Raw genomic sequence first — 25466 nt, 5'->3', positions numbered from 1 at the left:
CGCTAAATTCTTTCGGTTAATACAGAGACAATTTTGTTGTCAGGAAAAAATTCTTTAAGGATTACTTTCACCATTGTAAAAACCGGAATTGCGATAATCATTCCCACAATTCCAAAAGTAATGCCGCTAATTAAAGTAATCAGGAATATTTCTAACGGGTGCGAATTTACACTTTTTGACGAAATTATCGGCTGACTAATATTATTATCAATCGCCTGAACAATCAAAAATCCAATAATGATATAAATAGTTCGGGGTAAAATTTCTGTTTGAAAATCACTTCCAATCATGCTGATCATCGTTAAAAGACCTGCTAAAATAGTTCCAATAATGGGTCCTATATAAGGTATGATATTTAAAATGGCACATAAAAAAGCAATTACGAACGCATTTTGATTTCCAAAAATCATTAAAACAATCAAATACAAAATAAATACGACAGTTAATTGAAGCAATAAACCAATAAAATAGCGCGTCAGGAAATGATTTATTTTAGTAACAGAGTTGATGATTTTATCTTCATTATTATCAGGTAAAATTTTTCTGGCAGTTGCTTTAAAACTGTCCTGATCTTTAATAAAGAAAAAAGTTATAAAAAAAACCGAAACCAATCCCATTCCCATATCGGCAACAAAACCTAAAATGGAGTTGATAAATCCGGTAAAATAACTAAAACTAAGCATTGATGTTATTTTAGAATCCTTTAGAACTTTATTCAAATCTACATGCGGAATATTAAAATAAGCTTCTATACTTCTTTCTGTTTCCATAAATTGTGACTGAAGCTGATTGGTATCTAATAAGGATAAATTATTAGCCTGCGAAATAATCAAAGGCACAAATAAAAATATGAATCCGACCATCAATAAAATGAAAACAATAATAGTGACCGCTGCAGCCAAAGAATTACCAAATTTCAATTTATTTTTTAAAAACTGAACTAAAGGATTTGCAATTAAACACAATATCAAAGAAATGCATAAATAGACAATTACAGTTTGTATTTCGTACAGGAAATATAAAATTATGCCCACAACAAGTATCGTTGTTAAAGCCCTTAATATTCCGTTAGATATTATTTTTGATGTGATCATGATTCAGTTTTAGAATATAAATATAGGTAAAAGCTTTTAGATTTTGTGCGTAAAACAAAAAAAGCGAGATAGTGTATATCTCGCTTTTAATGTATCAAATTGAATATCTTTTAGATACCAAATGCAGCTCTTGGTCCTCCGCTTACAAAAATCGCAGCCATTCTGCTTTTTTGTCCGTTAGAGAACATATACATTGCATTGTCATCAGTATAATCCATGTAGTTCATTGTCATTTCTACAGGAGTTCCAGAACATGTGCTGTAATGTGGGTAAGCTGGTACACCATAATTTGCAGTGTTGTGAGTTGGAGTATCAGATACTAAATCGCTTCCGCAAGTTGCATCTCCCCAAATGTGACGTAAGTTCATCCAGTGACCCACTTCGTGAGTACCAGTTCTTCCTAAATTATAAGGAGCATTTGCAGAACCTGATAATCCGAAATATTTAGAATCAATTACAACTCCGTCAGTAGCAGAAGATCCGCCAGGAAATTGTGCATAACCTAAAATTCCGCCACCAATAGTACAAGCCCATAAGTTAAGCTTTGTAGTTGGAGAAGTTGGTGCAAGACCTCCCTGAGCCGTTTTTTTCATGGCATCATTTGTTCCCCAAGATGTTTTTGTAGTAGATTTTCTAATTACCTGATCTAAAACAAACGAAATACCAACATTTGCTTTTACACCAGCGAATAGCGCAGGAACACTATTATAATCAGAGTTTAATGCATTAAAATCCTTGTTTAATACATCGATTTGTGTTTGAATTTGTGCATTCGAAATGTTTTCAGCAGTAGTTCTGTATAAAACATTTACTACAACCGGAATCTGAACTTTACCATTTACAAGTTTTCCTGTAAGTAAAGCTTTGTTTGTAAAAGCTTCAATTTCATTCATTCTGATCGCTAAAGTTGGATCAGCTTTTAATTGTGCTTCTAAAACTTCCTGAGTGGCACATCCTCTTTGGGCAATCGCACTTACAGTAGCATCTGCTGATTCTGTCTGGTCATTTTGACATGAAAACAGCAACAATGCTGTAACTGCGGATAAAAGAACTTTTTTCATAATAATAGGGGTTTTTGTTATAATATTGTTGATTAGTTAAACAATGTCGCAATTTTATAACAAAAGTTTTACGTAGCAAAATATTTACAAATAATTATTTGTGAGAAATTTACAATCCCTTATATAATCTAGTTCTTACAAAAATTTAACAAAAATTATTAAGAAGTAATTTCGTACAAAGCGATACTTGCAGCTTGCACAACATTCATCGAACTGTTCTTTCCGAACATATTTATGTGTACAATTTGATGCGAAATTTTTAAAAGTTCATCAGAAATTCCATCAATTTCACTTCCTATTAAAAGTGCAATTTTTTGATTGTCAGCAATAACAACTTCTTTTAGCGGTTTACTATTGCTTGCAATTTCCAGAGCAATAATTTCGAAGTTGTTTGAAGTTAAATAATCGACAAGTTCAGTTGTTTGTTCGATTACCGTATGAGGCACATGAAGATGTGTGCTTCTGGAAGTTTTATTGATTTTTCTTGGCGTGAGTGGAATATCTTTTCCTAAAAAAATAATATTTTCCACACCAAAAGCTTCGGCAATTCTAAAAAGAGAACCAATATTTTGTTGAAAATAAATATGATCGCAAACCAATGTTATCGGAAACGTTTTTCGTTCAAATTGATTTTCTTCGTGAGTAAGCTGCACTTTTTATCTTAATTAGTAAAAATATAATTGATGATATTAGCACCCATTTTTAGCGCTTTATCTCTTGCTGCGAGCGGATCATTATGCACTTCTGCATCTTCCCAGCCATCGCCTAAATCACATTCGTAAGTGTATAATAAAACCAGTTTATTTTCGATAAAAACTCCGAAAGCCTGAGCGCGCGTTCCATCGTGTTCGTGAATTTTAGGCAAACCATTAGGAAAAGGAAATGGTTTTTGAAAAATAGGATGATTGGCCGGAATTTCAATTAAATTATTATTAGGGAATATTTTCTTGATTTCTTTTCGAATATACTGATCCATTCCGTAATTGTCATCGATATGTAAAAAGCCTCCAGAGGTTAAATAATTTCTAAGATTGGCCACATCGGCATCGCTAAAAACTACATTTCCGTGACCTGTCATGTGTACGAAAGGATACGAAAGCAAATCAGGATTTCCCGGTTCAACCGTTGATGGTTTTGGTTTTATTCTGGTATTGATATTCGAATTACAAAACTGAATCAAATTAGGCAATGATGTCGGATTTGCATACCAATCACCTCCGCCGCTGTATTTTAGCAAAGCAATTTCCTGTGAAAAGGAGGAAAGGGAAACGAGAAATAATAAGTAAAATATTTTTTTCATGTAATTTATATTTTTTGAAGAACCAGTTTTGTCATCTCGACGAAGGAGAGATCACACTAGAAACTCCGAATAGTATGTCGTCAATCTTTGTCGAATCCCGCGTGTGATTTCTCCTTCGTCGAAATGACAAATCAAGGCGTTAATCGGTCTCTAATTAGAACTTTCATTAAAAAACACCACACTATGACAAGCCACAACAGCCGCAGTCTCCGTACGCAAACGTGTATTTCCTAACATTACCGGCTGAAAATTATTTTCTAAGGCCAATGCAATTTCTTTTTCAGAAAAATCGCCTTCGGGACCAATTAATATGATTACATTTTCGTTTGGTTTTAAAACCTCTTTCAATGATTTTTTGTCGGTTTCTTCACAATGTGCGATCAATTGCAAGCCATCGTTTTTTTGTTTGATGAATTCCTTAAATGAAATCGCGTCGTTCAATTTAGGCAAATACGTTTCATTTGATTGTTTCATGGCCGAAAGAATAATTTTTTCAAAACGTTCTTTATTCACGACTTTTCGTTCAGATCGGTCGCAAAAAACGGGCGTAATTTCCTGAATACCAATTTCAGTAGCTTTTTCTAAAAACCATTCAAAACGATCGTTCATTTTGGTTGGCGCAACGGCCAGATGCAAACGAAATTTTGGTTCAGGAGTTTTTTTTATCGAAAGTACTTCAACAATGCATTTATTATCAGAAGCCAAAGTGATTTCAGTTTCAAACAATAAACCAAAACCGTTCGTGACATGCAGGATATCAGAATCTTTTTTTCGTAAAACTTTTATAATATGACGGCTTTCTTCCTTATCAAAAGAAAAAGTTTCGGTTGTTTCGTCAATATCCGGATTGTAAAATAATTGCATAATTAAAATTGAATTCGTGCTTTTGAAACTACTTTCATGGTTTCAAAACGATTTGATAAATATTTTTGATAACCTACAATTCCAATCATGGCTGCATTATCTGTTGTGTATTCAAATTTTGGAACAAAAGTTTTCCAGCCGTATTTGCTTTCACTTTCTTTCAAACGGGTTCTGATTCCTGAATTTGCCGAAACTCCGCCGCCAATTGCAATTTGTGTAATTCCGGTTTCTTTTACCGCTAATTTTAATTTATCCATCAAAATTTCGATAATCGTATATTGAATAGAAGCGCAAATATCATTTAGATTTTCCTCGATGAAATTTGGGTTTTTTAATTTTTCCTTCTGGATAAAATATAAAATCGCCGTTTTTAATCCGGAGAAACTAAAGTCTAATCCGGGAACTTTTGGTTTAGTAAACGCAAAAGCTTTTGGATTTCCTTCTTTGGCATATTTATCGATTAAAGGTCCGCCCGGATAAGGAAGTCCGAGAATTTTAGCACTCTTGTCAAAAGCTTCTCCAACCGCATCATCAGTGGTTTCACCGATAATTTCCATATCAAAAAAGCCATTTACTTTTACAATTTGGGTATGGCCGCCGCTAATTGTTAAGGCCAAAAAAGGAAACTCCGGTTTATCAAATCCTTCTTCGTCTATAAAATGAGCTAATATATGCGCATGCATGTGATTTACAGCGATTAGCGGAATGTTTAATGCTAATGAAAGTGATTTGCTAAAAGAACTTCCTACCAATAAAGAGCCCATTAAGCCAGGACCTTGTGTAAATGCTATGGCAGTTAATTGTTCTTTTTGTACATTTGCTTTACGAAGCGCCGCATCAATAACAGGAACAATATTCTGCTGATGTGCTCTCGAAGCCAGTTCAGGAACTACGCCCCCATATTGATTGTGAATTAGCTGGTTGGCTACAACATTTGAGAGTACTTTATCGTTATGTAGAACTGCAGCAGCAGTATCATCGCAGGAACTTTCGATGGCAAGAATAAAAACCTCTGAATTTTGCATATAAAGGCACGAATTTTGGATTATATTTGACAAATCAAATTTTTAAATTTCTTTGATTGAAGTAGACGCCAAAATTAAAGAATTTTTATCAAAAACAGTCGTTCTTTGTCTGTTCAAAGTAAATTTAAAAGAAAACTAAAATTAAAGAGCTATCAAAAAAGTAAAGAAAATAATATCACGAACCCTAATTGGGTTAATTTTACTTTTGTTGGCATTGGCTATAACGCTCTCTTTGCCTATTGTGCAAACAAAAATTGCACGATATATCACGGATTCTCTAAATGAAGATTTTAAAACCGACATTACCGTAGACAAAGTTGCCATTAATATTTTTGGCGGTGTTAAATTAAAAACGGTTCTGATTCGCGATCATCATAAAAAAACTTTAATCTACTCAGATATTATCAGTACTGATATTTTGAGTATAAAAAGACTTCTTGACGGCGATTTGATTTTTGGTGATCTTCGTTTAACAGGTCTGGTTTTTAATCTGAAAACTTATAAAGGCGAAAACGAAAATAACATCAATAAATTTATTCGCTTATTTGATTCTGATAAACCATCAAAAACCAATAAACATTTTTTACTGACAGCCAAAAACGCTTACATTTCAAAAGGAACTTTTTCGGTAATTGATGAAAATAAAAGAACACCCAAACTTATTGATTTTAAAAAGCTTAATGCTTATATCAGCGAGTTTAAATTAGAGGGGCCAAATGTAAATACAACCATTCACCGATTTTCGTTTATGGACCACCGCGGTTTGTATGTTTCTAATTTGACAGCAAAATTCGCCTATACCAAGAAACAAATTAAGCTTGAAAATTTGGCGATTAAAACCAAAAGATCTTCAATTTACGGTAAAGCAATTTTAAATTATAATGTTGGAGATTTCCTTGCTTTTACAGATAAAGTTAAGTTTGATGTGGCGGTAGATTCGGCTTCGATTGCTACAAATGATATTCGTTATTTTTATGACGGATTGGGTAAAAACCAGCATTTTAAACTTAGAAGTAAAATAAGAGGAACACTTAATGATTTAAATTTAAAAAGGTTAAGGCTTACCGATACTAACGGTTCAAGAATTATTGGAAATATTAATTTCAAAAATCTTTTAGGGACAAAAGAACAGAAGTTTTCAATGGAAGGAAAATTTGACAGATTGACTTCCAGCTACGATAATTTGGTGGTTTTGCTGCCAGTTGTTTTAGGTAAAAAACTTCCAAAGGAACTAAAGCGAATTGGTAAATTTAATATTGTTGGAAAAGCGAAAGTTTCGACAACAGAATTAGAAAGTGATTTTAAAATTGCCACTGATTTAGGAAATGGAAAGGTTAATTTGCATCTGAATAATATGGATTTTATCGATAAAGCCTCGTATTCAGGAAATATTGTTTTAGAAAATTTTGATGTCGGTGCCTTATTACAGCGAAAGGATTTAGGAAAAACAACTTTAGATTTAGATGTTGAGGGTATTGGTTTTACAGAGAAATATTTAAATACTATTGTAAAAGGAGATATTGCAAAACTGGATTACAATAAATATACTTATAATAATATTGTTGTTAATGGTAATTTTAAACTGCCTTATTATAAAGGAGAGATTTCTATAAATGATCCTAATTTGACTTTAACTTTTGATGGTTTGGTGGATTTAAGTAAACGCGAAAGCAGATATGATTTCCACATCAATGTTGAAAATGCCGATTTGCGAAAACTGAAATTCGTAAACGATTCGATTTCTCATTTTGAAGGAGACGCGGTTGTACAGCTTACCGGAAATTCTATCGAAAATTTACAGGGAAATATTTATATTAAAGATGCGATTTATCAAAATCCAAAATCGACTTATGCTTTTGATGAATTAAGTGTTAATTCAAGTTTTGATGCTGATAGATTGCGAACCATAACCATTAATTCTACAGATGTTGTTAATGGTAAAATTGTGGGTAAATTTCAGTTTGCCCAGTTAGATAAACTGGTAATGAATTCGGTAGGAAGTCTTTATACGAATTACAAACCTTACAAAGTTAAAAAAGGACAATTTTTGCGTTTCAACTTTCATGTTTACGATAAGGTTGTCGAAATGTTGTATCCTGAAATCAATGTTGATTCATCAACTGTTGTTCGTGGAAAAATTGATGCTGATTTGAATGAATTTAAATTTAGATTCAGATCGCAAAAAGTAACCGCTGCAAAAAACACATTTGATAATATCCGAATTAATATTGATAATAAAAATCCGCTTTATAATGCTTTTATAGAGTTGGATAGTATCAAAACTCCTTATTATAAAATTCGTGATTTCAATTTAATCAATGTAACTTCAAAAGATACTTTATTTGTTCGTTCAGAATTTAAAGGCGGCGAAAAAGGCAATGATTATTTTAATATGAACTTGTATCATACTATTGATAAAAACAAAAATAATATTGTAGGTATCAAAAAATCCGAGATGAAATTCAAGGATTATTTATGGTATTTAAACGAAGAAGACGGAGCAGACAATCAAATTGTTTTTGATAAAAATTTCAAGAACTTTAATATTGATAATATTGTTTTATCGCATGAAGATCAGAAAATTGACTTAAACGGCGTCATAAAAGGCACCGATTATAAGGATATAGTGCTGAATTTTGAAGATGTTGATATTAATAAGATTACGCCATTAACATCAAAATTTGTCTTTAATGGTAATTTGAACGGAAATGTCAATTTCAAACAGAATAAAGATGTTTATCAGCCCACGGCATCTATTGTTATTGATCATCTTAACTTGAATAAAATAGAATTAGGGACTTTGAATTTTGATATTTCAGGAGATCAGAGCCTCAAAAAATTCACCATAAATTCTTCGATACAAAATGGATTTTCAGAGTCGTTTAACGCCAGCGGAAATTTTGCTATTGAAAACAAAGAGACTATTCTGGATTTAAAGCTAAAACTAGAAGGCTTTAATCTGGCTACTTTAGGAACTGTCGGCGGAGATGTTTTGTCGAATGTCAGGGGAAGTGTGTCCGGAAATGCCGCAGTGGTGGGTAATCTTAAAAAGCCGGAAATCAACGGTAGATTATATGTAGAAAAAGCCGGAATGACAATTCCGTACCTTAATACAGATTATGAATTAAGCGACAGAACCGTTATTGATTTAACCGATGAGAAATTTTTGTTTAGAAATAATCAGTTAACAGATACTAAATATAACACAAAAGGATTGTTGAACGGAAGTATAGAACATCATAATTTTGGCGACTGGAAACTGGATTTAACTATAACGTCAAAAAGATTATTAGCGCTAGATACAAAAGACAGTGATGACGCCGCTTATTTTGGAACTGCATTTATTAATGGAACGGCAAGTATAAAAGGTCCGACAGAAAGTTTATTTATAAAGGTAGACGCTAAATCTGAAAAAGGAACCGAAGTTAAGATCCCTATTAATAATGTACAAAGTGTAGGAGAGAGCAGCTGGATCCATTTTGTGACGCCAAAAGAGAAATATAATCTGGCAAATGGTATTGTAGAAAAAACCCGAAACTATAATGGACTTGAGTTAGAATTTGATTTTGATATTACGCCAGATGCTGAAGTAGAAGTAATTCTGGATCGAAATTCAGGTCACGGGATGAAAGGAAAAGGATATGGTTCGTTATTATTTAAGATCAATACGCTTGGTAAATTTAATATGTGGGGAGATTTCCAGGCATACGAAGGAACGTATAACTTTAAATACGGAGGTTTAATCGATAAAAAATTCGCCGTTAAAAAAGGAGGATCTATTATTTGGGAAGGAAACCCGATGAAAGCCCAGTTGAATCTTGAAGCAGTTTACAGAACATCTGCAAATCCTGCAGTATTATTAGAAAATTCTTCTTTCAATAAAAAAGTGCCGGTAGAAGTGGTGATTGGTTTACGAGGGGATTTAACAAGTCCTGAACCTAATTTTGATATCCAGTTTCCATCGGTAAGTAATGTTTTAAAATCAGAGATACAATATAAGTTAGACGATAAAGATGTGCGTCAGACACAGGCATTGTATTTACTGTCAACGGGTTCGTTTATGAGTCCGGATGGATTTAATCAAAGTGATTTATCGGGAACATTTGCTGAAACCGCTGCGAGTTTATTAGGCGGAATTATTAAATCTGATAATGATAAATTCAATATTGATTTGAATTTTATCTCTGCAGATAAACGAATTGGTCAGGAAGCCGATGGTCAGTTTGTGGCGAATATATCGTCTCAGATTAATGAAAAAATATCCATAAACGGAAAATTAGGAGTTCCGGTTGGAGGTGTTAATGAATCTGCAATTGTTGGAGATATTGAAATTTTGTATCGTGTAAACGAAGACGGTTCAATGAATCTTCGTTTGTTCAATAAAGAAAATGATATCAATTATGTAGGTCAGGGAATTGGTTATACGCAGGGAGTTGGTATTTCGTATGAAGTCGATTTTGATACTTTTAGCGAATTAGTAAATAAAATATTCAAAAGCCATAAATTAGAAAGAGCTTTAAAAACTTCTACTGATGATTTGCCGGATTCTTATGTAAACCCTGATTATATGAACTTCTCGAGTTCAAAAACTACGGATAAGAATAAAAAGAAATCCGACAAAAAAGAGGAAGAAAAGCCTAAAACACAGCCAACAAATAATCAAGGTTATATTCCTGATGACAATGATTATTAATTTGAATACCTTATAAAACTGTTAAGTTTATTAAAACCATTCTAAGAATGGTTTTTTTGTGCTAAATTTAGAGATTGTAATTTTTAAAAATGGCTTGCTCCAGATTTTTATAACACTTCATTAAAGTATTGTTAATTTTAAAGATTTAATTAAAAAATACGCCTTTTATTATTTTATATGAATTTTTTCATATCAAAAAACTTATTAACGAAAACGTTTGAATTTAACATATTTTATTAATTTATGACAATCACCACCTCTAAAGTGGTGAATGTTTGCTAATTTTACACTTTAATACTTAAATAATGCCAAAAACAATAAAAAAAGTTGGTGTTCTAACTTCAGGAGGAGACTCACCAGGAATGAATGCCGCAATACGATCAGTTGTTCGAACATGTGCTTATCATAATATAGAATGCATAGGAATTTATAGAGGGTATCAAGGAATGATCGAAGGAGATTTCAAAGAAATGGGCCCTCGAAGTGTAAATAATATTGTAAACAAAGGAGGAACGATCCTGAAATCAGCACGTTCTACTGAGTTTAGAACCCCTGAAGGTAGAAAAAAAGCCCATGAAAACCTTTTAAAAGCCGGAGTTGATGCTCTTGTTGTAATTGGTGGAGACGGAAGTTTTACCGGAGGTTTGATTTTTAATTCAGAATTTGATTTCCCTGTAATGGGAATTCCAGGTACAATTGATAATGATATTTTTGGTACAAGTCATACTTTAGGATATGATACAGCCTTGAATACAGTCGTAGATTGTATCGATAAAATCAGAGATACTGCAAGTTCACATAACCGTTTATTTTTTGTAGAGGTTATGGGTAGAGATGCAGGGCACATCGCTCTAAACGCAGGTATTGGAGCCGGTGCCGAAGAAATCCTTATTCCTGAAGAAGATTTAGGTTTAGACAGATTGCTAGACTCTCTTCAAAAAAGTAAAGCTTCAGGAAAATCATCAAGTATAGTGGTTATTGCTGAGGGAGATAAAATTGGTAAAAACGTATTCGAATTAAAAGATTATGTGGAAGCTAATTTACCTGAGTACGACGTAAGAGTTTCTGTTTTAGGACACATGCAGCGTGGTGGTTCTCCATCTTGTTTTGATCGTGTTTTAGCAAGCCGTTTAGGTGTAAAAGCAGTAGAATCTTTAATTGAAGGTAAATCTAATTATATGGTAGGTCTTCAGGCAGATAAAGTTGCGTTAACGCCATTAGAACAAGCAATTAAAGGGAAATCTGAAATTGATAGAGAATTATTGAGAGTGTCTGACATCATGTCAACATAAAAATAAAAGTTTAAAAAAGGAATGAAGTTTATTGTGAGGAAATTAGACTTTAAATTAGTGTAATAAAAACAAAAGCAAAAATTAAGTAAAATGTCAAAAGTAAAATTAGGAATAAACGGATTTGGACGTATCGGAAGAATCGTTTTTAGAGAGTCTTTCAACAGAGATAATGTAGAAGTAGTAGCAATCAACGATTTATTAGATGTAGATCACTTAGCTTACTTATTAAAATATGATTCAGTTCACGGTCGTTTTGACGGAACTGTAGAAGTAAAAGACGGAAAACTTTTTGTAAACGGAAGAAATATCCGTATCACTGCAGAAAGAAATCCAGCTGATTTAAAATGGAACGAAGTTGATGTTGATGTAGTTGCAGAATGTACTGGTATCTTCACAACTATCGAAACTGCAAATGAACACATTAAAGGTGGTGCTAAAAAAGTAATTATTTCTGCTCCTTCTGCAGATGCTCCAATGTTTGTAATGGGAGTAAATCACGAAACTGCAAAAGCTTCTGATATAGTAGTTTCTAACGCATCTTGTACAACAAACTGTTTAGCTCCTTTAGCTAAAGTTATTCATGATAACTTTGGAATTGTAGAAGCTTTAATGACAACTGTACACGCTACAACTTCAACTCAAATGACAGCTGACGGGCCTTCAAGAAAAGACTGGAGAGGTGGACGTGCTGCATCAATCAATATCATTCCTTCTTCAACAGGTGCTGCTAAAGCAGTTGGAAAAGTAATTCCTGAATTGAATGGAAAATTAACAGGTATGGCTTTCCGTGTTCCTACTGCTGACGTTTCTACAGTAGATTTAACTGTAAAAGTAGCTAAAGAAACTTCTTATGAGGAAATTATGGCTGTTTTGAAAAAAGCTTCTGAAAATGAGTTGAAAGGTATCTTAGGATATACTGAAGATGCAGTTGTTTCTCAGGATTTCATTTCTGACAAAAGAACTTCAATTATTGATGCTACTGCAGGAATTGGTTTGAATTCAACTTTCTTTAAATTAGTATCTTGGTACGATAATGAGTACGGATACTCTTCTAAATTGATCGATTTATCTGTGCATATTGCAGGTTTAAAATAATATTGTATAAATTTGGCAAATCCCGTTATCTCATGGTAACGGGATTTTCTTATTTTGTTTTGTCTTTAATTAATGTAAAAAATACACTTTTAAATTGATGAGGAAAAACTAATCCAAAAAACTAAAAAAAAATGAAATTAATAGTTGATAGTGGATCTACAAAAGCAGACTGGATTGCAATTGATGATAATGGAAAAGTATTATTCACGACACAAACTTTGGGATTAAACCCTGAAATTCTTGACGGTCCTGAAATTGTTTCAAGATTAAATGATCGTTTTGATATTCTGCAAAATAAAAAAAATGCCACACACTTATTCTTCTACGGAGCAGGTTGTGGAACTGAAAGAATGCAAACAGCACTTTCGCAAATATTCCAGGAATATTTCAATAACGCTATTGTTGAAGTTCACGAAGATACGTATGCAGCAGTTTATGCAACAACTCCAAAAGGGGAAGAAGCAATCGTTAGTATTTTAGGAACAGGTTCTAACTGTAGTTATTTTGATGGAAAAGTATTGCATCAAAAAGTACAATCATTAGGGTATATTGCCATGGATGATTGCAGTGGAAATGTTTTCGGAAAAGAATTAATCAGAAAATATTATTTCAATAAAATGCCTAAAGAACTGGCAGTTGAATTTGAAAAAGAATATAACTTAGATGCTGATTATATCAAAAACAAATTATACAAAGAGCCAAACCCAAATGCATATCTGGCGACTTTTGCCAAGTTCCTAATCAAACATAAAGATTCAGAATTTTGCAGAAAAATCATTTTCAAAGGGATGAAATCTTTCGTAAAAAATTATATCAAACAATTTGATAATTGTAAAGAAGTTCCGGTTCATTTCGTTGGTTCAATTGCTTTTTATCTAAAAGATGAATTACAGGAAACATTTGATAAATATGAACTTCAATTAGGAAATGTTTTAAGACGACCTATTGACGGATTAATTGCATACCACGTTGCTAATCAATAATTGATTATTTATGGAAATTGCTATTATTGCTCACGATGGAAAGAAGGCAGATATGGTTCAGTTTTTAAATAAAAACAAATTACTTCTTCTTCAGGAAAATATTAAACTGATTGCAACAGGAACTACCGGAAGTAAAGCTATAAATGCTGGTTTTAAGGTAAAAAGAAAGCTTTCAGGACCAATGGGAGGTGATGCACAGATTGCTGCACGTGTTGCCGAAGGTAAAACGCAGATGGTTTTCTTTTTTAAGGATCCTCTCGCAAGCCATGCTCATGAAGTCGATATTAATATGCTTATTCGTGTTTGCGATGTACATAATGTACCTTTGGCAACAAATGAAGCTTCTGCTCAATTATTGCTAAATGCTGTCGCCTTGCAATTATAAAATTTCATTTATTCATTATATAAAAAAAAACCGTTTCATTTATTGAAACGGTTTTTTTTATGCTTTTAATTTTGAACGATATAAAGTCTTACTGTACAGCAATTATAGAAATTTCAACGTTTACGTTTTTTGGTAAACAAGCTACCTGAACTGTCTCACGTGCCGGAGCCGTTTTTTCGTCAAAATAAGATCCGTACACTGTATTGATAGCGCCAAAATTATTCATATCCATAATGAAAATTGTTGCCTTTACAACATTCTCAAAAGTCATATCTGCAGCTTCCAGAATAGCAGCAATATTTTGCATAACCTGATGCGTTTCGTCATTAATATTTTCTGTAATGATTTCGCCCGAAGCAGGATTAATGGCAATCTGACCAGAAGCATAAAGTGTGTTTCCTGATAATACAGCCTGATTATAAGGTCCAATTGGAGCCGGAGCTTTTTCTGTAAAAATTATTTTTTTCATAGTAATTGATTATTAAATACCAAAATAGATTGTTCAGCCACAAAGAATTAATGGTTGAGAAAATTATTAATCTAAAATACGATTTATTATCGATTAGAAGTACTTCGTTTGTTCCATTTAATATCACTAAGAACACCCGATTTAATTCCGATAAAGAAATTCCAGTTAGAATTTACCCCAAGAGGAGTCCAGTTAAAAGCCATTCTCCAGCTTAATAAATCTCTTTCAAAACGGAATTGAGTAAATGTAACTCCCTTTTGTACAAAATCATAACCGGTAGAAACTCCGCCCTTCCATTTTGGAGTGATATCCATATTGGCCGAAATCATAATTGAATTATTGCTTATTTTATTTTCCCTGTTTACATTTGAGTAGGTAAGGGAATAGGCCAAGGTCATATCCCACGGTAATTTTGAGTTAAAGAACTCCGTAATTACATCTTCATCGTCGTCTTTTTCGTTAGCAAACTGGCTGTTTCTACTGTCATTTAAATCGGTATTGGTACCAAATAAATCATCTTTACGACCTCCATTCCGTTCACTTTGCTTGTTTTCTTCTTTTTGTCCCTTATTCGAAAAGGAATAATTCAAAGTTAAATTGGCGCTTGTCATTCTAAATAAACTTCCACCATTATCGATGTTATAAATATTCATTCTGGCTCCGGAATTGTCAATCGCATAAGGATCTAAAGTCGCACCAAAATTGACATTCATTTTATTGTCAAAAAATTGAGTTCCACCACTTACAAGAACAGGCTGCCAGGCTAAAGTTTCTTTTCCGTTAGCGTTAAAATTATAACTCGTACTGAAGTTTAAGTTGTTCAGTAACATAATCTTTTTAGGTTCTGTTTTTGTGCTGTCCTTGTCTCTTACTTTTGCTTCAAAAGTGTTGCTTAAAGCAAACGCCACAATGTTAGAATTGTCTTTACTTGGAGCACCATAAACACCACCGTCAAATCGGGTGTATTGAGTTGTAATTCTACCCGAAGCATCTACAGCATAAGTATCATAATATTTTTCGAAACTTGGCGTGTAAGCGTACGTAATAGTTGGACGCATAACGTGGCGAATCGATTGAATTTTTTTATCGTCTCCAAAGTTAAAAGTACCATAAATCGTAGTTCCTAAATTTGAACTGAAATTATAAGTTCTAAACGCATCAAAACCATTAATAGTTTTGGTATCTACTCGGCTTAAGTCTGTATTATATTCTTTCTGAATTGTTTTGGTAACCCATGTTTCCTGATAATTGGTAGAAGCTCCAGCACTAAAATATTTAAATATTTTAAAGTTGGTACTAATCGGAATCGAATGCTGCATTCCTATTTGAGCATCTCTAAACATTTGAGGTTTAAAGAATAAAGAATCCGTAGTAACAATGTTGTTTTTACCGCTTAAATTATATTGTAAGTTGATGTTTTTTATAAAACCTTTTTTTACGCCGTCTTTACCCACAAACGGATACACACGATCAATACTTGCCTGCAAAGTAGGTAACGTCATGTTTATGACTTCGGTTTGCGTGTTTTGAGAGTGCGTTGCCGTTAACGATATTCTCGCCTGCGGAATCGTATTAAATGTTTTATTATAAGATATGGAAGAACTTAATGTATTATTCAAATTTGATCCAACATTAGCCTGATTAATAGACTGTTTGAAGTATTTACTACTACCCATGTTTACAGACGCAGAAAAAGTAGAATTCGGATTCGACTTTGTGTCTTTTGAATGCGACCACTGAATGTTGTAAATATTCTGTTTCGAATAATCCGGATAACCTCTTTCGCTGCTGATCAGGTTTTCAAAACGAACATTAATATTACCCCTGTATTTATATCGGGTTGCATACGCCGATTCAAATCGCATGGCATAACTTCCGTTTGTATAATAATCTCCCAGAACCGTTAAATCGTAATTATCGCTTAGAGCAAAATAATACCCCATGTTTTGAAGCGAAAATCCACGTGTATTTGAGTCGTTATAACTTGGAATAATAATTCCTGAAACACTTTTTTCTTCACTCATAGGAAAATAAGCAAAAGGCAAAGCCAGTGGAGTAGGAACGTCGGCAATAACCATATTGGTTAAACCTGTAATTACTTTTTTTCCTGGAATAAACTTTACTTTGCTTGTTCTGAAATAATATTCAGGATTGTCCACATCTTTAGAAGTCGTAAATCTCGCATCTTTTAAAAAGTAAACAGAGTCGTTTTCTTTTTTAGTGATAGCAGCTTTAACTTTAAATTCTCCTTGTTCGGTTCTTGAATTGTAAATTAAAGCTTTTTTTGTTTTAAAATTAAAACGAATAGAATCAGGCTGAACCTCGCTGGCACCTTGCTTAAAGTTTGGATACTGCGTTAACACACCTGCAGAATCTTTTATTCTGCCGGCATAAACTTCATCTTTCTCATAATTAAGAACAATGATGCCCGATTTTAGCTCCACATCTTTGTAGTATAATTCTGCTTCATTATATAAAGTAATCAACTTTTTCTTCTGATCGATCTTGGCATAATCCTTTGCTCTGTATTTTACCTTTCCATCCAAAAAAGTCTTGGTAGGTCTTACGGTATCCAGTTTTATGGTATCTGTAACAGCAGATTTTGATTTATCTGTTTGTTTTTCAGTTGATAATGGATTTTTTTTAGATTTTATCTCTTGCGAATATAATTTACCACAACCTAGTGTTAGGAAAAATGATAATAAAACGATATTAAATAAGTTTGTATGCAAAGGTTTAAATGCTATTTTTGTAAAAGTATGGCTTGTTTTTTGACATGTCAAACTTACATATAATTTTTTGGCAAAAATAATCAATTGTAAAAATTATAGCAGTTGCATTTTATTAAAATTAACTTTTAGATTTATGAACATATTTAACAAAACTAGACTAATCTTTAGTTTTTTTCTAACGATAACGACTTTTTGTGCTTACAGTCAATCAAATGTATTTAAAGTAACTCTTGATGCAGGACACGGTGATCATGATTTTGGTGCCGTTTACAGTGGAAGGATAGAAAAGAATATTGCGCTGGCTATTGTGTTAAAAGTTGGAAAGTTATTAGAAGCCAGTCCTAATATCGATGTTATTTATACGCGCAAGACAGATGTTTTTATTGATCTTGTCGAAAGAGCCAATATCGCAAACAGAGCAAATTCGAATATTTTTGTGTCTATTCACTGTAATGCAAACAAAAATACCGCTGCAGACGGAACTGAAACTTATGTAATGGGTTTGAGTAAAGTAGCATCGAATCTTGAAGCCGCTAAAAAAGAGAACTCTGTAATTACATTAGAAAAAGATTATAAGCGTAAATACGAAGGTTACGATCCAAATTCTCCTGAATCAATGATTGGAATGACGTTAATGCAGGAAGAATATATGGATAACAGTATTTCGTTAGCCAGCAAAATTGAAGATAATTTTGATAGGCTAGGGAAAAAATTGCGTCAGGGCGGAGTAAAACAAGCGCCTTTTATGGTACTGCATAAAGCGTATATGCCAAGGGTTTTAGTAGAAACAGGATTCGTTTCTAACCCTACAGAAGGAAATATCCTGAATTCTGAAGAAGGGCAAAACGATATTGCAAAAGCCATTGCCGAAGCGATCATCAGCTATAAAAGAGAATACTTTGGTTCTGGAGTTCTGGAAACAGATACAAGACCTGTAAAAGACACTTCGACTGCAAAACCTAAAGTTGCCGAAACGCCTACAGTAATAAAAAATGCTCCAAAAGGTACTTTTTTCAAGGTGCAGCTTATTGCCAGTATCAAAAAAACAGCTTTAGAGCCTAAAAACTTCAAAGGGCTTAAAAACGTTACTATGTTGTACGAAAATAACAACTATAAGTATTTTTATCAGGAAACTTCGGATTATGAAGTGGCAAAAAAATACTTGCAAGAGGCTAAAAGTAAAGGATATGGAGCCGCTTTTTTAGTTGCAACTAAAGATGGAGAAAAAATCAATATTCAGGACGCAATTAAATAATAGCAACAAGTTCGAATATTTATATTAATTTTGTAGAAACACTTAGAATTTTGAAAGTAACAAGAGAAATTAAAACGGCTATATTAGTCATCGCATCAATTTTATTATTTATCTGGGGATATAGCTTTTTAAAAGGCAAAGATCTTTTTACAAATTATAAAACATTTTATGTTGAATATGACAATGTTGAAGATTTGGCACAATCAGCACCAGTAACCTTAAACGGACTTGGAATTGGTAAAGTAAATAAAATTACAATCAACGAAACTACAGGTAAATTATTAGTAGAACTTCAGTTAAAAACTGATTTTCCAGTTTCTAAAACCAGTAAAGCAGCCTTATATTCTCCGAGTTTAATAGGAGGAAAACAAATCAAAATTATTCCGAATCTTGCAGATAAAGATCCGGCTGTTGACGGACAAACTCTTGAAACTGCTGTAGAATTAGGATTAACAGAATCTTTAGGCGGTAAAATTGAGCCAATTGAGCAAAAGTTAAATCTAATGCTTGCGAATATTAATACGCTTGTTGCCGGTTTAAACAATGTTTTGGACAAAAAAGGACAGGAAGATTTGAAAAAATCATTATCAGAATTAAGCCAGACGATGGAGCAATTTCATAGAGCTTCAGGAAGTCTGAATTCTATTTTAGATACAAACAAAGGTCAGATTAACGGAGTTGTGACGAATTTAAATAAAATGTCAAGCAACTTCAATAAAATATCAGATTCGTTAAACAAAGCAGATTTAGGTAAAACAGTTAGAAACCTAAACCAGACTTTGGCTAAAGTTGACGGGCTAATGAGTAACTTAAACTCAGGAAAAGGAACTGCCGGTAAATTATTAAACGATGATGCTTTGTATAATAATCTTTCTAAAACTTCAAAAGAATTAGAATTATTATTGCAGGATGTTCGTCTTTACCCGACACGCTACGTCAATGTTTCTCTTTTTGGAAAGAAAAATAAACCATACGTTGCACCTGTAGAAGAGACAAAAACTACTGACAAAAAATAATTAAGAATAATAAAGAATGAGTTATTTAGACAATATTTTATTCGCTATACTTCTGATAGCAGGTTTTGGTTTTTTTGCGACGAGTGTAAAAAAAATTATCCGAAACATTAATTTAGGAGTTGATGTAGATCGAAAAGACAATCCAAAGGCACGTTGGGCAAACATGGCTTTGATTGCTCTTGGACAATCTAAAATGGTGAAACGTCCCGTTGCGGGCGTTTTGCATATTATTGTTTACGTAGGATTTATTATTATTAATATCGAATTACTGGAAATCATCATTGATGGTTTATTTGGCACGCACAGAATATTTGCTCCTTATTTAGGTGTTGTTTATGATGTTCTAATTGCTTCATTTGAAATATTGGCATTTTTAGTTCTTGTTGCGGTTATTGTATTCTGGATCAGAAGAAATATAATCAGATTAAAACGTTTTATAAATCCGGATTTAAACGGATTTCCAAGAAGTGATGCTAATTACATTTTATACTTCGAGACTGTTTTGATGATTTTGTTTTTATTAATGAATGCTTCTGATTTGCATTTACAAAATGTTCCGGGAGGATTTTCTCATTTTCATAAAGCAGGAAGTTTTCCAATAAGTCAGTTTATTGCGCCTATTTTTAATGGAGTATCAAACAAACTAGTCGGATTATTATTTGAAGTTTTTTGGTGGCTGCATATCGCAGGTATTTTAGTTTTCATGAACTATTTATACTTCTCAAAACATTTGCATATTCTGTTGGCATTTCCGAATACCTATTTTGCAGATTTAAATCCGAAAGGGAAATTTGATAATTTAGAATCGGTTACCAAAGAAGTAAAGTTAATGATGGATCCAAATGCAGATCCGTTTGCTGCTGCTCCCGTGGATGAAAATGCTTCTCCGAGTAAATTTGGTGCAAGCGATGTTCAGGATTTAAACTGGGTTCAGTTATTAAACGCCTATACTTGTACAGAATGTGGTCGTTGTACTTCAGCTTGTCCTGCCAACCAAACCGGTAAAAAATTGTCTCCTCGTAAAATTATGATGGATACAAGAGATCGTTTGCAGGAAGTTGGAAAAAATATCGACGCCAATAAAGGTGTTTTTGTACCGGATAACAAAACATTATTAAACGATTATATTACTCCCGAAGAATTATGGGCTTGTACATCTTGTAACGCCTGCGTAGAAGAATGTCCGGTAAATATTAGTCCGTTGTCTATTATTATGGATATGCGCCGTTATTTAGTGATGGAACAAAGTGCCGCTCCAATGTCACTGAATGCCATGATGACAAACATTGAAAATAATGGAGCGCCTTGGCAATACAATCAACAAGACAGATTGAACTGGAAGAACGAAAATTAGAATTAAATAAGTTTAATTGGTTATTTGTTTAACCGTTTAACTGATGAATAAAATAATTTTTCGGTTTTTAGTAAAGTTAGAATCAAGATCGTTATAGCGATTAAACAACTTAACAATTAACCGATTAAACAAAAAAAAGAAGATGTCAGAAAGTTTAGTAGTACCAACAATGGCAGAAATGCTGGCCGAAGGAAAACAACCAGAAGTTTTGTTTTGGGTAGGTTGTGCAGGAAGTTTTGATGATAGAGCAAAGAAAATTACAAAAGCATTTGTACGTATTTTAAATCGTACAAACGTTTCATTTGCTGTTCTTGGTACTGAAGAAAGCTGTACTGGAGATCCTGCAAAACGTGCCGGAAATGAATTTTTGTTTCAAATGCAGGCCATGATGAATATCGAGGTTCTGAATGCTTATGAAGCAAAAAAAATTGTTACAGCTTGTCCGCATTGTTTTAATACTTTAAAAAATGAATATCCTGAATTAGGAGGTCAATACGATGTAATTCATCATACAGAGTTTTTGAAATCATTAATCGATGATGGAAGATTAACTGTTGAAGGTGGGCAGTTTAAAGGGAAAAAAATCACTTTTCACGATCCTTGTTATTTAGGAAGAGCAAATAAAGTTTATGAAGCACCAAGAGATTTAATTCAGAAACTTGATGTTGAATTAGTCGAAATGAAACGCTCAAAAGCAAACGGATTATGTTGTGGAGCCGGTGGGGCGCAAATGTTTAAAGATGCCGAACCAGGAAACAAAGAAGTAAACGTACTGCGTACCGAAGATGCTTTAGAAGTACAGCCAGATATTATTGCTGCAGGTTGTCCATTCTGTAATACCATGTTAACGGATGGTATTAAAAATAAAGAAAAAGAAGGACAAGTAAAAGTAATGGATATTGCGGAGTTGATCGCTAATGCGCAGGATTTGTAATTAAGGTTCTGAGTTGCTAAGATGCTAAGATTCTAAGTTTTTTAACCTGACAGAAACTAAAATTCGAAAAGGTTGACCAAACGTGAAACCTGAAACTTGAAACAAATTAAACTAAAGAAGAATTAAAAATGTATATACCTTTTGAAAATTTACCTGGTGAATCCAGAGTTTGGATTTATCAATCAAACAGAAAATTTTCTGAGGAAGAATTTTCTGAAATAGAAACTGACCTAAAAGCTTTTGTTGAAGAATGGGCAGCACACGGAACGAGTCTTGAAGCTTCGTATCTTTTAAAATACAACCGATTTATTATTTTGGCTGTAAATCAGGATGTGCAGGCGGCAACAGGTTGTTCAATTGATAGCTCGGTTGAATTTATTCAGAGTTTAGAGAGAAAATATAACGTTGATTTACTAGATAAAATGAACGTTACTTTTAAACTTGGCGAACATATCGCACACAAACCTTTAATCGATTTCAAGAAAATGGTTAAAGACAAATCGGTATCTGAGAATACGATTGTTTTTAATAATTTAGTAAACAACATCGAAGAATTTAATGAATCCTGGGAAGTTCCTGCTGCTGATAGCTGGCATAGCAGGTTTTTCTAAGAGAAATTATAACATATTTTAAAAGGCATGAAATTTAGATTTTGTGCCTTTTTTTGTGGCTTGAAAGTTTTGGTTTGTTTCAAAGTTTCAAGTTTCAGGTTTCAGGTTTTACGTTGGTATAGTTTGTCATTTCGACGCAGGAGAAATCACACGCGTAACTCTACAAAGATTGGCTATATATTATGCGGAGTTTCTAGTGTGATTTCTCCTGCGTCGAAATGACAAGATTGTGGAAAAAAGCTTTGTCAAAGTTTTAAACTTTGAAGGTAAATCACGAGAAACCCGACAGGTTTTTAAAACCTGTCGGGTTTACTTTATGCGTATTTGTCTTTGCGAGGAACGAAGCAATCTCATTTGCTAAATAAAGCATTCTTTTAAGCCAAGATTAGATGTAGTCCCTACGGGACAATTATCATTGGGGCGTATATATTTTTCTACCTACATTTAACCTCTACGAGGTATACTTTGATGGAAATTAAATTTGATAGAAATGAATTGATGCAAACTTTTTTTAAACATTTAATTTTCTGCAAACTCTACTCCGTTAGGAGTTATATGTCGGTAGAAAAAAACAAGATACACAACAAATTTGTCCCGTAGGGACTACACATAATCTATAGAACATTTTATTATGTTTGCTTCGTTTCTGGCAAAGACACCTTTGTCAAAGTTTTAAACTTTGACAAAGCTAAATGGCGACAAACCTGACAGGTTTAAAACATAAAGTCTAATAAAAACTAAAACCTCTAATCTAGCCCCGATGGGAGCGGCATCCTTTTTCTGGCTTTTTAGACAGAAAAAGATTTAGCGGACAGCGGGACAAGTGGTTCTTTTGAAAATAAATCTTCTGCTTCTAATAAAAATATAAGCCTCTCCCAAAGCTTCGGGACCGCTCAGAATGACAAAGGCATATTTGCCCAAATGTTATAAGTCATTGTCAAATCCGTAACAATCTAATACTCTGATCAATCTAATCTTCACAAAAATCTAACAATGTAAAACTTCAATTAAACGCTATTTTTGAGTACTTTCGTAGTTATTAAATTTAATACATGAAAATAGCTATAGTTTGTTATCCGACTTTTGGCGGTAGTGGCGTAGTTGCTACAGAATTGGGCCTTGAACTAGCCAGACGCGGACACGAAATTCACTTTATTACTTATAGTCAGCCGGTTCGGTTGGCACTTTTGAATCCAAATGTTCATTATCACGAAGTAAACGTTCCAGAATATCCTCTTTTCCATTATCAGCCTTATGAGCTGGCTTTATCGAGCAAATTGGTTGATATGGTAAAATTATATAAGATTGAATTGCTGCACGTGCATTATGCGATTCCACACGCTTATGCAGGTTATATGGCCAAGCAAATGCTTAAAAACGAAGGAATTAATCTTCCGATGATTACTACGCTTCACGGTACGGATATTACATTGGTTGGAAATCACCCGTTTTATAAACCTGCCGTAACTTTTAGTATCAATAAATCAGATTATGTTACTTCGGTTTCGCAGAGTTTGAAAGATGATACTTTGAAATTATTCAAAATAAAGAATAAAATTAAGGTGATCCCGAATTTTATTGAACTGGATAAAGTTAAAAAAGATCCTCTGGCGCCTTGTCATCGTTCTGTAATGGCGAAAGAAAATGAGCGTATTATTACCCATATCAGTAACTTTAGAAAGGTAAAACGTATTCCGGATATTATCAAAATTTTCTATAATATCCAGAAAGAAATGCCGGCTAAACTGATGATGGTTGGTGATGGTCCTGAAAAAGAAAAAGCAGAAGCTTTATGTATGGAATTGGGGATTTATGATAAAGTAATTTTCTTTGGTAACAGTCATGAAATTGATAAAATTTTACTTTTAACCGATTTGTTTTTACTTCCGTCAGAAACAGAAAGTTTTGGTTTGGCAGCTTTGGAAGCTATGGCTTGCGGTGTTCCGGTAATTTCAAGTAATTCAGGTGGTTTGCCTGAAGTAAATTTTGATGATTATTCCGGATATCTAAGCAATGTTGGAAATGTAGATGAAATGGCGGCAAATGCAATTAAAATTTTAAAAGATGACGAAGTTCTAAATCAGTTTAAGGCAAATGCTTTAGAGGTTGCAAAAAAATTCGACATTCAAAATATATTGCCAAAATATGAGGCTTTGTATCAAAAGGCAATTGATGATTATAAGTATGAAAAACAATAATTAAAAAGTAAACGGATGAAAAAAGTTATTTCGGTTTTAGCAGTTTTTGTTTTAATTTCCTGTGGAGCAAAAAAGACATCAGATTCAAAGGTGCTTTATGAAGTTTTGACAGAACAGTCTGACGGAGGTGGAAATATTCAGTTTTTTGAAATTTTGACAGAACCTAACGAAATCAAAATGCTTGAAAATGACCCGCTTTTGGCTGATAAAATGAAGCAGTCCGATATTAGTAATTCTAATTATGTTATCCTGAATATGGGCGAAAAAAATACCGGCGGATATTCTATTGGTGTTGAAAAAGTCGAAGAAACGGATAAAAATATCATTATTACAGTAAAAGAAAAAAATCCGGCTCCTGATGCTATGGTGACACAGGTAATTACTTATCCGTATACGGTTGTGAGAGTTCATTCTAAAAAAGAAATTATAGTAAAATAAGAGGCTTCGACTCCGCTCAGCCTAACAATAGCTTCGACTCCGCTCAGCCTGACAAAGATTTCGATTTCTTTCAGTCTGATAAATCATTTAACATAAGAATATAAAAAAAACCTGTCGTATTACGCGACAGGTTTCTTCTTACAATTATTTTTTATTTTTATTTTAGAATCTGAATTTTACTCCCAGACCAACGTCGAAACCAAAGTTGTCATCGTCATAATATCCAGAACCAATTTCAGGTCTTGCATCTAATGAAAGTGTAATTGGCGCTTCAGAAAATCTATATTCTATACCGATATCTCCGGCTGCAAAAACATAAGTTCCGCTGTCGTTATATCTTCCGTTGTTATAGTAATAATCATGATCCCAAGCAGCTACACCACCACCAACACCTGCGTACCAGTTAAAACCTCCATCAATATTCCAAACCCATTGGTAAAGAGCAACAGCTTTTATAGCATCTACATCGCTGCTGTTTCTGAAACCTAAATCAAATTCAAGTCTGTTTTTTTGGTTTAACCCTAGTTGATATGATACCTCGCCTCCAAATCCGTTGTTGTCTCCTAAACGTAATCCTAAAGCGTTTTTAGAAATTTCTTGTGATTGAGCTGTAAATGCTAAACCTAATAGCATAATGGCAGATAAAACGATTTTTTTCATAATGTTG

General features: G+C 33.3%; 21 protein-coding genes. 12 read left to right on the top strand and 9 right to left on the bottom strand.

What is annotated here, in order from left to right; all coding sequences use genetic code 11:
- Nucleotides 1–2: 2 nt before the first annotated feature.
- The 6 genes from AC3QL1_RS19670 to tsaD all read right to left on the bottom strand — a co-directional run bounded on the left by AC3QL1_RS19670 (nucleotide 3) and on the right by tsaD (nucleotide 5344).
- Nucleotides 3–1094, bottom strand: a complete 1092-nt coding sequence (locus tag AC3QL1_RS19670; protein WP_492493832.1) for an AI-2E family transporter — start codon at nucleotides 1092–1094, stop codon at nucleotides 3–5.
- A gap of 110 nt (nucleotides 1095–1204) precedes the next feature.
- On the bottom strand, nucleotides 1205–2155 hold the full coding sequence (locus AC3QL1_RS19665) for a zinc metalloprotease (protein WP_492493831.1): 951 nt from the start codon (nucleotides 2153–2155) through the stop codon (nucleotides 1205–1207).
- 158 nt (nucleotides 2156–2313) lie between these two features.
- Entirely contained in the window at nucleotides 2314–2808 is a 495-nt protein-coding gene (locus tag AC3QL1_RS19660; protein WP_492493830.1) for a TrmH family RNA methyltransferase, read from the bottom strand.
- 8 nt (nucleotides 2809–2816) lie between these two features.
- A complete protein-coding gene (locus AC3QL1_RS19655; RefSeq protein ID WP_492493829.1) occupies nucleotides 2817–3455 on the bottom strand; it encodes a DUF4159 domain-containing protein in 639 nt (212 codons plus the stop codon).
- 150 nt (nucleotides 3456–3605) lie between these two features.
- Entirely contained in the window at nucleotides 3606–4319 is a 714-nt protein-coding gene (locus tag AC3QL1_RS19650) for a 16S rRNA (uracil(1498)-N(3))-methyltransferase (protein WP_492493828.1), read from the bottom strand.
- A gap of 2 nt (nucleotides 4320–4321) precedes the next feature.
- Nucleotides 4322–5344 (bottom strand): tRNA (adenosine(37)-N6)-threonylcarbamoyltransferase complex transferase subunit TsaD, encoded by a 1023-nt coding sequence (gene tsaD / locus AC3QL1_RS19645; RefSeq protein ID WP_492493827.1) that lies wholly within the window; start codon nucleotides 5342–5344, stop codon nucleotides 4322–4324.
- Nucleotides 5345–5585: 241 nt separating this feature from the next.
- On the opposite strand from tsaD, the gene AC3QL1_RS19640 reads away from it, so the two are divergent.
- The 5 genes from AC3QL1_RS19640 to AC3QL1_RS19620 all read left to right on the top strand — a co-directional run bounded on the left by AC3QL1_RS19640 (nucleotide 5586) and on the right by AC3QL1_RS19620 (nucleotide 13792).
- On the top strand, nucleotides 5586–10037 hold the full coding sequence (locus AC3QL1_RS19640) for a translocation/assembly module TamB domain-containing protein (RefSeq protein ID WP_492493826.1): 4452 nt from the start codon (nucleotides 5586–5588) through the stop codon (nucleotides 10035–10037).
- Between the two features lie 305 nt (nucleotides 10038–10342).
- Complete coding sequence (pfkA, locus tag AC3QL1_RS19635) at nucleotides 10343–11329, top strand: 6-phosphofructokinase (RefSeq protein ID WP_492493825.1); 987 nt, start codon at nucleotides 10343–10345, stop codon at nucleotides 11327–11329.
- 90 nt (nucleotides 11330–11419) lie between these two features.
- Complete coding sequence (gap, locus tag AC3QL1_RS19630; protein WP_492493824.1) at nucleotides 11420–12424, top strand: type I glyceraldehyde-3-phosphate dehydrogenase; 1005 nt, start codon at nucleotides 11420–11422, stop codon at nucleotides 12422–12424.
- A 131-nt stretch (nucleotides 12425–12555) separates the two neighbouring features.
- Nucleotides 12556–13407, top strand: a complete 852-nt coding sequence (locus AC3QL1_RS19625; RefSeq protein ID WP_042565053.1) for an N-acetylglucosamine kinase — start codon at nucleotides 12556–12558, stop codon at nucleotides 13405–13407.
- Between the two features lie 10 nt (nucleotides 13408–13417).
- Complete coding sequence (locus AC3QL1_RS19620; protein ID WP_492493823.1) at nucleotides 13418–13792, top strand: methylglyoxal synthase; 375 nt, start codon at nucleotides 13418–13420, stop codon at nucleotides 13790–13792.
- Between the two features lie 88 nt (nucleotides 13793–13880).
- On the opposite strand, the gene AC3QL1_RS19615 is transcribed toward AC3QL1_RS19620, so the two are convergent.
- Together AC3QL1_RS19615 and AC3QL1_RS19610 are read right to left on the bottom strand one after the other, a co-directional pair.
- Entirely contained in the window at nucleotides 13881–14261 is a 381-nt protein-coding gene (locus AC3QL1_RS19615; RefSeq protein ID WP_492493822.1) for a RidA family protein, read from the bottom strand.
- Nucleotides 14262–14347: 86 nt separating this feature from the next.
- The gene (locus tag AC3QL1_RS19610) at nucleotides 14348–17044 is read right to left on the bottom strand and encodes a putative LPS assembly protein LptD (protein WP_492493821.1); all 2697 of its coding nucleotides are present in this window, start codon (nucleotides 17042–17044) and stop codon (nucleotides 14348–14350) included.
- 82 nt (nucleotides 17045–17126) lie between these two features.
- On the opposite strand from AC3QL1_RS19610, the gene AC3QL1_RS19605 reads away from it, so the two are divergent.
- The 7 genes from AC3QL1_RS19605 (at nucleotide 17127) to AC3QL1_RS19575 (ending at nucleotide 24799) form a co-directional block, all read left to right on the top strand.
- A complete protein-coding gene (locus AC3QL1_RS19605) occupies nucleotides 17127–18248 on the top strand; it encodes an N-acetylmuramoyl-L-alanine amidase family protein (RefSeq protein WP_492493820.1) in 1122 nt (373 codons plus the stop codon).
- A 50-nt stretch (nucleotides 18249–18298) separates the two neighbouring features.
- A complete protein-coding gene (locus AC3QL1_RS19600) occupies nucleotides 18299–19264 on the top strand; it encodes an MlaD family protein (protein ID WP_492493819.1) in 966 nt (321 codons plus the stop codon).
- Between the two features lie 16 nt (nucleotides 19265–19280).
- Nucleotides 19281–20618: a 4Fe-4S dicluster domain-containing protein gene (locus AC3QL1_RS19595; RefSeq protein WP_492493818.1), complete on the top strand. Its 1338-nt coding sequence runs from the start codon at nucleotides 19281–19283 to the stop codon at nucleotides 20616–20618.
- Between the two features lie 142 nt (nucleotides 20619–20760).
- Nucleotides 20761–21552, top strand: coding sequence for a (Fe-S)-binding protein (locus AC3QL1_RS19590; protein ID WP_492493817.1), 792 nt, complete (start codon nucleotides 20761–20763; stop codon nucleotides 21550–21552).
- A 128-nt stretch (nucleotides 21553–21680) separates the two neighbouring features.
- Nucleotides 21681–22163, top strand: a complete 483-nt coding sequence (locus AC3QL1_RS19585) for an ABC transporter ATPase (RefSeq protein WP_492493816.1) — start codon at nucleotides 21681–21683, stop codon at nucleotides 22161–22163.
- A gap of 1052 nt (nucleotides 22164–23215) precedes the next feature.
- Nucleotides 23216–24361 carry an N-acetyl-alpha-D-glucosaminyl L-malate synthase BshA gene (gene bshA, locus AC3QL1_RS19580; protein WP_492493815.1) on the top strand — a complete coding sequence of 382 codons (1146 nt, stop codon included), beginning with the start codon at nucleotides 23216–23218 and terminating at the stop codon, nucleotides 24359–24361.
- Nucleotides 24362–24376: 15 nt separating this feature from the next.
- The gene (locus AC3QL1_RS19575; protein WP_492493814.1) at nucleotides 24377–24799 is read left to right on the top strand and encodes a protease complex subunit PrcB family protein; all 423 of its coding nucleotides are present in this window, start codon (nucleotides 24377–24379) and stop codon (nucleotides 24797–24799) included.
- A gap of 162 nt (nucleotides 24800–24961) precedes the next feature.
- Here AC3QL1_RS19575 and AC3QL1_RS19570 read toward each other — a convergent pair whose 3' ends face one another.
- A complete protein-coding gene (locus tag AC3QL1_RS19570) occupies nucleotides 24962–25459 on the bottom strand; it encodes a hypothetical protein (RefSeq protein ID WP_492493813.1) in 498 nt (165 codons plus the stop codon).
- Nucleotides 25460–25466: the final 7 nt, after the last annotated feature.

The sequence above is a fragment of the Flavobacterium sp. GW823-FHT04A11 genome (genome assembly GCF_058796535.1).
The sequence above is the reverse complement of the archived record's forward strand: the minus strand, read 5'-3'. Positions and strand labels throughout refer to the sequence as shown.